Source organism: Candidatus Eisenbacteria bacterium, from assembly GCA_018831195.1.
Lineage (GTDB): Bacteria > Eisenbacteria > RBG-16-71-46 > CAIMUX01 > JAHJDP01 > JAHJDP01.
Genome location: JAHJDP010000003.1, coordinates 1 through 8,547 on the forward strand (window position 1 = coordinate 1; position 8,547 = coordinate 8,547).

The 8,547-nt window shown below is 56.5% G+C and carries 7 protein-coding genes and 1 pseudogene; 3 read left to right on the plus strand and 5 right to left on the minus strand.

Features of this window, described 5'->3' with window-relative positions:
• Nucleotides 1-34: 34 nt before the first annotated feature.
• The 3 genes from KJ970_00350 to KJ970_00360 all read right to left on the minus strand — a co-directional run bounded on the left by KJ970_00350 (nt 35) and on the right by KJ970_00360 (nt 3,840).
• Nucleotides 35-379 (minus strand): fibronectin type III domain-containing protein, encoded by a 345-nt coding sequence (locus KJ970_00350; protein MBU2689350.1) that lies wholly within the window; start codon nt 377-379, stop codon nt 35-37.
• 169 nt (nt 380-548) lie between these two features.
• Complete coding sequence (locus KJ970_00355) at nt 549-1,985, minus strand: GNAT family N-acetyltransferase (GenBank protein ID MBU2689351.1); 1,437 nt, start codon at nt 1,983-1,985, stop codon at nt 549-551.
• A 118-nt stretch (nt 1,986-2,103) separates the two neighbouring features.
• On the minus strand, nt 2,104-3,840 hold the full coding sequence (locus KJ970_00360; protein MBU2689352.1) for a toll/interleukin-1 receptor domain-containing protein: 1,737 nt from the start codon (nt 3,838-3,840) through the stop codon (nt 2,104-2,106).
• 394 nt (nt 3,841-4,234) lie between these two features.
• Here KJ970_00360 and KJ970_00365 point away from each other — a divergent pair, with 394 nt between their 5' ends.
• Together KJ970_00365 and KJ970_00370 are read left to right on the plus strand one after the other, a co-directional pair.
• Entirely contained in the window at nt 4,235-4,969 is a 735-nt protein-coding gene (locus KJ970_00365; protein ID MBU2689353.1) for a formylglycine-generating enzyme family protein, read from the plus strand.
• Complete coding sequence (locus tag KJ970_00370; protein MBU2689354.1) at nt 4,942-5,448, plus strand: T9SS type A sorting domain-containing protein; 507 nt, start codon at nt 4,942-4,944, stop codon at nt 5,446-5,448. The genes KJ970_00365 and KJ970_00370 overlap by 28 nt, the downstream gene beginning before the upstream one ends.
• A gap of 85 nt (nt 5,449-5,533) precedes the next feature.
• Here KJ970_00370 and KJ970_00375 read toward each other — a convergent pair whose 3' ends face one another.
• Entirely contained in the window at nt 5,534-6,145 is a 612-nt protein-coding gene (locus KJ970_00375) for a superoxide dismutase (GenBank protein MBU2689355.1), read from the minus strand.
• A 632-nt stretch (nt 6,146-6,777) separates the two neighbouring features.
• Here KJ970_00375 and KJ970_00380 point away from each other — a divergent pair.
• Nucleotides 6,778-7,812, plus strand: coding sequence for a DMT family transporter (locus tag KJ970_00380; protein ID MBU2689356.1), 1,035 nt, complete (start codon nt 6,778-6,780; stop codon nt 7,810-7,812).
• 66 nt (nt 7,813-7,878) lie between these two features.
• Here KJ970_00380 and KJ970_00385 read toward each other — a convergent pair.
• Nucleotides 7,879-8,283 (minus strand): annotated as a pseudogene (locus tag KJ970_00385) (efflux RND transporter permease subunit).
• Nucleotides 8,284-8,547 lie beyond the last annotated feature (264 nt).

Consider the following 8,547-nt stretch of genomic DNA (forward strand, 5'->3'; position numbering starts at 1 on the left):
CGCTCCTTAGCACCCTTCCGCGGCATTACCAAAATCAGGACGGATGAGAAAAGAACTCGGCATGGCGCAACATGGACAGGGTCGGTGGTATTGGATTCTGGGTGTCATCACGGCGTCGTGACCGGCGATGCGGCGAACGAGGCGGCCGATTCGGACTCGTTGCGAAGGAGTAGCTGTCGGAATAGGTGCCCCATGTGCCGCAGTTGTTCTTGGCTTTCACCCGCCAGTAATAGGTCGTTCCCTCGCTGAGATCCGAGAGCGGGTATTGCGAAGAGTTGACGGTAATCTCACTCCCACCGCCGCATGAAGTCCCAACCTGAACCCGGTAACCCACCGCCCCCGGCGTATCCGCCCAATCCAGCGTCACAAGACTCGAAATCTCTCCCCTCCCGTTTGGCGATGAGGACCACGGTTATGAGCAATCCGACCGTTGTGCTGCGCAAGATGAATGGCTCCATTCTTCTCAACGGTGTGGAGAGTGCTCCTTTTACAGGGAATTGAGGCGGCGCGGCAGCAGAAAAAACGGCCTCGAGCCGGACATTGAAAACCTACCGCCAGGGAACGAGTTCTCGCTGGCCGATTTGCCGACGAAGATCCTCGTAATAATCGCTGGTCGAGGGATTATCTATCCGGTATATGATGCGAAAGATCCATTCCATAGCGCCCAGAAAGTCTCTTGCCATTAGATCTGGAGGCGAGTATTGGGCTCCAAAGGCCTTGTAGATGAGATGAAGCACTGGAGCGTCCGCGATGTTATATGGGGGTCTGCCGGATAGCGGGGGCTGGCGGTACGTCACATCGACCTCGTAAAATCCACGTTTGCTGAAGATCGAGAGGGACCCATCCGCCTCATCACATTCACCGAACCACCCTGTGGCTCCCCGACGGTCCATTAGCATGCAGCGCTCAAGCAATGCGATGATTTCTGCCAAATGTCCTTTCCCTCTGAGGACTTTGTCGAGGACAACATATCCTCCGAACCCCGCATCCGGAAAGGCAAATACTGATGCCATGCCGTGGGGCGTGCCTTCGGCCCGCCGCTTGATTGAAATAAAATGATACTCATACGGTTTGCCTTCATGCCGCCGACTCAAAAGCGACTTTCTGAACAGTTCTCGAGGGAAACTCGTAGGTCCTTCGCCGAATTCCGACTCGTAGATATCCAGAAGGCAATCGATCTCATCCCGGGGAATTTGGGCCAGGTCCGTGTAGACTAGCTGCCGGCTGTTCTCTGCCGCCACATACGCGGCCAAAGAGGTCAACCCAACTTTGGTTCGACTCGTCAGAAAACGGGACATGGCGAGGCATTCCTGATTGGAATCCGGCTCATAGATCCGCATGGCCCAGATGACATATCCGTACACCGCCTTTTTTAATGTCATGGCCGGAATGGCGTCGGGATCGCTGCCGCGGCCGGGTTTGCACATGAGCAGCAGATTCCGGACGGGAAGTTGATCTGCCGAGAGTGAAGGCTGCACGTAGGGGAAGTCTGTCTTCATATATCCCCACCTGTCCCACACGAGGGCTCGCTCAAACCCGTCCATGCTGTCATCCCGCTCATAAGATTTAAAAGGATCGTTCATCTCAGCAATGATGTAGTCCCATCCACCGTGTCCCGCAGAGATGCTGTCCCGATGCAGGACCGATTCGGTCCATTGCAGCAGCTGGGATCCCAACCCGCTTCTTCTAAGGGATGACGATACAACAAGGAACTCGATGACCCCGACATTGGCTCCGGCCAGGTAATCGATGATGGATCCGGCGACAGGAATGCCGTTCTCCAGATAGAGGAGAATGTGGTAATTGTTCCTCTGATACCAGCCGTCGGCCTTGAGCGAAATATAGCGCTCCATGTTCTCGAGGGATTCCCGCTCATTCGCGTCCGGGAATTCGGCGATATAAATGGATGCGTAAAACTGGCGGAGGAGTCCGATATCCGCCGCTTCAGTAGAGACTTCCAGTTTCTCGAAAGAATGTTTGCTCATCGCTGTGCCTTCATAGTGTCATCGTTGCGATAGATATAACAGGCTATCGTCACGCCGGCAAGAGCACAAATCCGCCTGTCTCAGAAGGCATCACCGGTCAAGAATGAATCAGCTCTTCCTAACATTCTTCCGTGTGAGCCAAAGCCCGCTTAATGTCCTCGCTCACCGCATCAGCGAAATTGATAACTTCCACAGGTGTGCGCCATGCTGAGCTTTGTTTGGGAATAACGAGTCGCGCACTGATAATCTCCTGGTCGGAGCGCTTGAACCGCGCGATCTCAGCATCAAAAATTTCCAGTATTTGTTCAGGGAACAGCGCTGTGGCGAATCGGTAATAACCGTCCTTGCCGTAATCTTTGTCTCTGGCGCAAAGAAGAACATGGTGCAGTGCCTTGCGAACCAGGCAGTGCTGCAAAAAGTCGAGACTCTTGCCCGGAGCCAAATTGGCATGTTCGAAGAACGGAATAACCATTCCCGGGGTGAGTTCCGCAGGCGGGACGCCTTTCGAGTCAGTCTGTTCCAGCATCAGCCAGACGTACGCAGTGCTATAGAAGGCATCGTCGGTATTCGGCAAGGGCTCGAGTCCGCCTGCCAACAGGCCCGTCTCTTCGCACGGCAAGTACAGGGCAACCTCTTTGGGGTCACGGAATACATCACGGAAGAGTTCATGCTCACGCAGCTCGGCAAAGAAATCATCAGCGCCGGGTTTGACGATAAGCGCGTTTGTGAGCCTGCTTGGTCTTCCGCGCTCAAGGCGGATCCCGGTTTTGCGCGTGAATGTCCTCCAGGTTGATCTTGGAAGTATGAGGGGGAGCGAATTCGCTTCATCCCCAAACGCCGCCTGCAGTACCACGAATCGACCTTTCTCCCGCATCATCTGGGCAGTACTCACCGATGGGCCCCACGCAAGCCAGCAGAATTCGATGAAGTAGTGGAGATCATCCAGCTTGTTCATCTTATCCTTGCGGACCAGATTACCGTAGCTTCTTACCAGCGGCGGCCAGTTCGCATCCAACCTGGTGATGAGGCCGGTAACCAACCTCAGCGGCGCAACAAACGCATGACGGATCGACAGCGGCTTGCCGAGCAGGTTGGAAGGCTGCGCGGCCTGGCTTCGTGCAACGGGGATCTCTCGCAGTCTCGGAATTGCGCCGGTCACCTCTGACGTCAGCTGGAATACATCATCCATCGTATATGAGTCAGGTTCAGGCATCGCATTGCGAAATTCGATCACAAATTTCTCTCGCCGCCTTTCCTGTTCCACTTTGCTCAAGGCTGTCACTCCCTCGACGATATCATCATAGGTGGGAAGATATCCAATGCCCAGGGTTTGGCTGTCACGATCAATAGGGTCAAGTCGTGTTTGTGGCGCGAGGTCATTGAGAGTATGCACGAGTTTCAGCATGTATGGATCGATGGCGAAGGCCGGTCCGTATCTTTCTATGCTATGGGTATTTTTCAACAGGTAATGGGCGGGGTCATATGGACGAAAATCCGGTGATAAGAACACGGGCAGAATCGGGAGATTTTCTCTTTCTCTCCGGTCGAGTGCGATATTCATTTCCATAACAACAAAATCGCGCGTCATTGACAAGGGAGACGAAAAAATCACAAAAAGGTCGCAACGCAGGAGCCTCTCTCGTATAATTTCCATGAACAGCATGGCTGGATGAATCCCTTCATCATACCAGATCCTAAAACCATGCCTGTGGATCATTTCCAAATCATCGAAAACGATATCCTCATCATACTGGTCGCCCTGAACCGGACGATCTTCCGGCCGCCGATGGGCGTAGCTCACAAAGATAAATGGATCATTCCCGTCATAGGGCGTGAATTCTGGCTTGCGTGGCATACAACCTCCTGGTCTGGAAACCGCCTCAAGAAAACGTGTAAGACTTTAGGCCTGTGCAGCAGGAAGGGGGTGGAAGTCTGCCCGTTTTCACATATTCTCCAGGGGCATCGAGGAGCAGATCCGGGTCTCGGGGATGGATAGCTCCGGACTCATCCCAGATGCTGAGGTCATCTTCCAGAAGCCTCTCTACCAGCGTCGTTGTGGCGCCCACTCGGTTTGCTACCATTTGCCGCTCAGGCTTGATGGAGATTATCAGGAATCGAGATAGAATTTCCACCGCCGCCCTGTGCTGCGCCGGCGCTGCGCGGGAGAGGCCCCAGTTTGCCAATGCGATTCGGCGGTCCCCATGGTAAACTCATCTCGTCAACGTCAAGTATCCGATGCTCCCGTATAAATGATCATTGTGCCCGCGGGGGACTTCATCATGGGCGACGGAGCGTCCTACTGCGGAGCGAACGAACGCGAGGTTACCCTGACGCGCGATTTCCATCTGGGCCAGCACCAAGTCACAAACCAGGAATACATGGAGATGGTTCAGTGGGCGTATGGCAACGGCTATGTGACGGCCACGACCGCTTCGCTGCGGGACAATCTGGACGGAAGCGCTCAGGAACTGCTGGACCTCGATAATGTCAACTGCGAGATCCAATTTAATGGAGCGGGAACGTTCTATCTTCGAGAATCCCCCTCAAGCTATGCACAGAGTGCTTATCCCGGGGGATACGATCCGGCGAATCACCCGGTCATGATGGTGACCTGGTTCGGAGCCGCACGTTTTTGCGATTGGCTGAGCTTGCAGGAAGATTTGCCCCGTGCCTATGAGCACAATGGCGATTGGTCATGCAACAGCGGGGATCCCTATGGGGCGCGAGGCTACCGCCTGGCGACGGATGTCGAGTGGGAATACGCGGCGCAGTGGAACGATGAGCGGATATATCCTTGGGGCAATGAGTACCCTGATTGCAGCCGGGCCAATTTCCGCCAGTATTTTGATGACTTCTGTGTGGGCTGGACCACACCCGTCGGGACCTATGCCGATGCGCCGGAAGCGTTGGGTCTTTCGGACATGGGAATCTGTTGGATTGGTGCAATGATTGGTTTGTGTGCAGCCTGGGATCGGATCCGGTGACCGACCCGACGGGCCCCTCAAGCGGGACCACCCGCATGCTTCGTGGTGGTTCTTGGTTGGTCTATATCAGCAGCATGCAGTGCGCTAATCGGGTCTATTACGTGCCGACCACCGCTGCCGTCAGCTTTGGTTTTCGGGTTACCAGAACTGTCGACACGTCCCATACGGACGGTAATCCAGACTGGAATCACCCTGGGCTGGTTCTTTGGAGTATTCAACCCAACCCGTTCACCACCTCCACGCGGATCACTTACACGGTTCCGAATGAGGCAAGCGGAAAGCCTGCGCTGCTCAGCGTCTACGACATCACCGGCCGTTTGGTGCGTCTAATAAACGGCACCGTCCAACCTGCTGGACAATACAGTGTGCGCTGGAATGGGGACGACGACTCAGGACGCGGCGCGGCGGCGGGGATGTACTTCCTCAGGCTCGAGGTTGGCGCAACGATCTCCACCAGACCCATGCTGATAGTACGCTAATCGAGCGGGTCAGGTTCGATTGAGGATTTAATGTGGCTGGGGCTGGATTCGAACCAACGACCATGGCATTGAGACCCGACGGATCTCAGGGGGCCGCTTTGAACCGGCGGGCGACCTCGCCCCAGTTGACCAGATTCCAAAAGGCCGCTATATAATCCGGCCGCCGGTTCTGGTAGTTCAGGTAGTAGGCGTGTTCCCACACGTCGAGGCAGAGGATCGGCGTCATACCCTCAGAGAGCGGAGAATCTTGGTTGGGCGTGGAAGAGACCACCAGGCCGCCGTCTGATTTGCGCGACAGCCAAGCCCAGCCGCTGCCGAACCGCGTTTTGGCGGCCGTCTCGAACTGTTGCCTGAAGGAATCGAATTGGCCGAAAACGGCTTCGATCGCGGTCAGTAGGGCGCCCTGCGGGGAGCCGCCAGCATTGGGGCCTATCACGGTCCAGAACAGCGAATGGTTGGCGTGTCCGCCGGCGTTGTTGCGAATCGCGGTCTGGATCGTCTCGGGCACCGCGCTGAGGTCCGAGATCAGTTGCTCGGCCGATTTCAGTTTCAGTTCAGGATGTTTTTCCAGGGCGGCCAGCGCATTGTTGATGTACGCCTGATGGTGTTTTGTGTGATGAATCTCCATCGTTTTGGCGTCGATATGAGGTTCAAGGTCACCATAATCGTAACCGAGTTTTGGAAGTTCCCAGGACATAACCGTCTCCTTTTCATTCTATCAGCGTTCGGCCTTGTCGTTTCTTTGAAGCGAATGTCAACTAGTACCAAAATGGTACCTATAAAACCAAACATACACGAACACCCCAGGGATGGCAAAGGATAAATTCACACTAAAAAGTATGAATTAAAATTTACGCGCGCGGATCAGCGCAGATGCTGCAATCCCAAATCGGTAGCGGGGACCATCTACGCAGTTCAAATGAGGATTGGCGCGGGAGGCGGAGATCATTCGAATGGCGTTTGACCGGTGGGGGACATCACTGCGAGGCTATTTTAGACGGCGTTGCAGCATAAGCAAGCAAGGATCGACGGTTCGGGGTGAGTCGTGAGGCCATGGCCTTCACCCACCGCTCAATGAGGTTGATTCTCGTTGACCGAAGCCGTTGCTCGGGGGAGGGGCGTGTCAACGATATGCTGGCGATTATGCGGCTTTCCTTCACCCATGAGCAATACCTGGACATGTTTGCGGCCTGCAACACGCGCTGGCGGCCTGCGGTATTGCCGCCTTCGTAATTGGGATCCGGGCGGATCTTGCCCTTCCGCCGGGGCATACGTTGTTGTTACTCTGCATTCTCACACCGGATTCAGAGCCATGGGAGTGAACCCGTCATGATTCGCGCGGTTGGATTTGCGATTTTCGCAGCGGCCCTCTTTGGGGCGGCAACTCCCGCCAGCAAGATGTTGCTCTCGGGGCTGACCCCCTTTCAGTTGGCGGGATTGCTCTACCTCGGCGCGGCGATCGGCGTCGCACCGACGGCCGGGAGAAGCGGGGGTATCCGATTGCCGGCCCGAAGCGACCGGCGCAATCGGCTTCGCCTGCTCGGCGCCGTTGTGGCCGGTGGCATCTGCGGACCGGTCCTGCTCCTGCTTGGACTGCACCTGGCGATGGCCGCCTCCGTCTCTCTCTGGTTGAACTTCGAGCTCGCCGCTACCGCACTCATCGGCGTGGTCATCTTCCGCGACCAACTCAGCCTGTCAGGCTGGGGCGGCGTCCTTTGCGCCTTCGGCGGGGCGCTGCTGCTGTCCCTTCCGAGCGGGACAAGCGGACTCCTGGCTGGCGGGCTCGTACTGCTCGGCTGCCTATGCTGGGGCGTGGACAATCATCTGACGGCGCTCATCGACGGGATCACACCGAGTCAAAGCACATTTTGGAAGGGGCTCGCGGCCGGCACCGCCAACCTGGCGATCGGTATACTCATGGCGCCCTTTCATGCCGGATTACTCCAGGTGCTCGCCGCGCTTTTTGTCGGGGCATGGGCCTACGGCGCAAGTATCACCTTATACATTTCTTCGGCCCAGGTCATCGGCGCCACGCGCGCCCAGATCGCCTTTGCCTCCGCACCGTTCTTCGGCGTGCTCCTCTCCGTGCTGCTGCTGGGCGAATCGCTGGGGTTCATTCATCTTGGATCGGTGCTGCTCTTTATTCTCGGCATCGGGCTGCTCACATTCGACCGCCATGAACACCGCCACGAACATGAAGCGATGGAGCACGAGCATGCGCATCGGCACGATGACGAACATCACGATCACGAGCATCCGAAACTGCCGGAATCGGAGCGGCATTCACACCGGCACCGGCACAGGGCCGGGGCGCATTCCCATCCGCATTGGCCTGATCTTCATCATCGCCATCGGCACAAGTAGGGATTGACAGACGCCATCTCGCGATGGCGTCCCCCCGCGCTTCTCTCGACCGCACGCCGAGTTGCCCTATGCCTTCCGTCTCCATCTCAAGAATAATGCCGGCACAACCACGAGATTCAAGAATGTGGCGGTAACCAATCCGCCCAAGATCACGATGGCCATGGGCGATTGCAGCTCCGAGCCGGACATGTCGCCGGCGAGCGCCAGAGGCACAAGCGCCAAGCCGGTCGTCATCGCCGTCATGAGAATCGAGCTCAGCCGCTCCATGGAGCCCCGGATGGCGGCTTCCGCAAGCAGAAGGCTCTCCTTGTCCATCAAGTAATTGTAATGGGAGACCATCAGGATGCCGTTTCAAACCGCGATTCCGAAGAGCGTTATGAATCCGACCCTGACCCGCCCCCGAACCCAGCCGGAAATCCCGGTCAGGTCAGAATTCGGCGAGACCCTGGAAAGAGGTCCATCGGCGTTCATCGGGTGAACTCCCTATGGAGGCGGCCGGAGCCGACTGTTCTAGCCCCACCGGGTGGGTGGAAAAACGGGATGAGGAATGGTCGCGTTGTGGTTGGAATCGATCATGGGCGGCGCTGCAGCTGACGCTCCTTAGCACCCTTCCGCGGCATTACCAAAATCAGGACGGATGAGAAAAGAACTCGGCATGGCGCAACATGGACAGGGTCGGTGGTATTGGATTCTGGGTGTCATCACGGCGTCGTGACCGGCGATGCGGCGAACGAG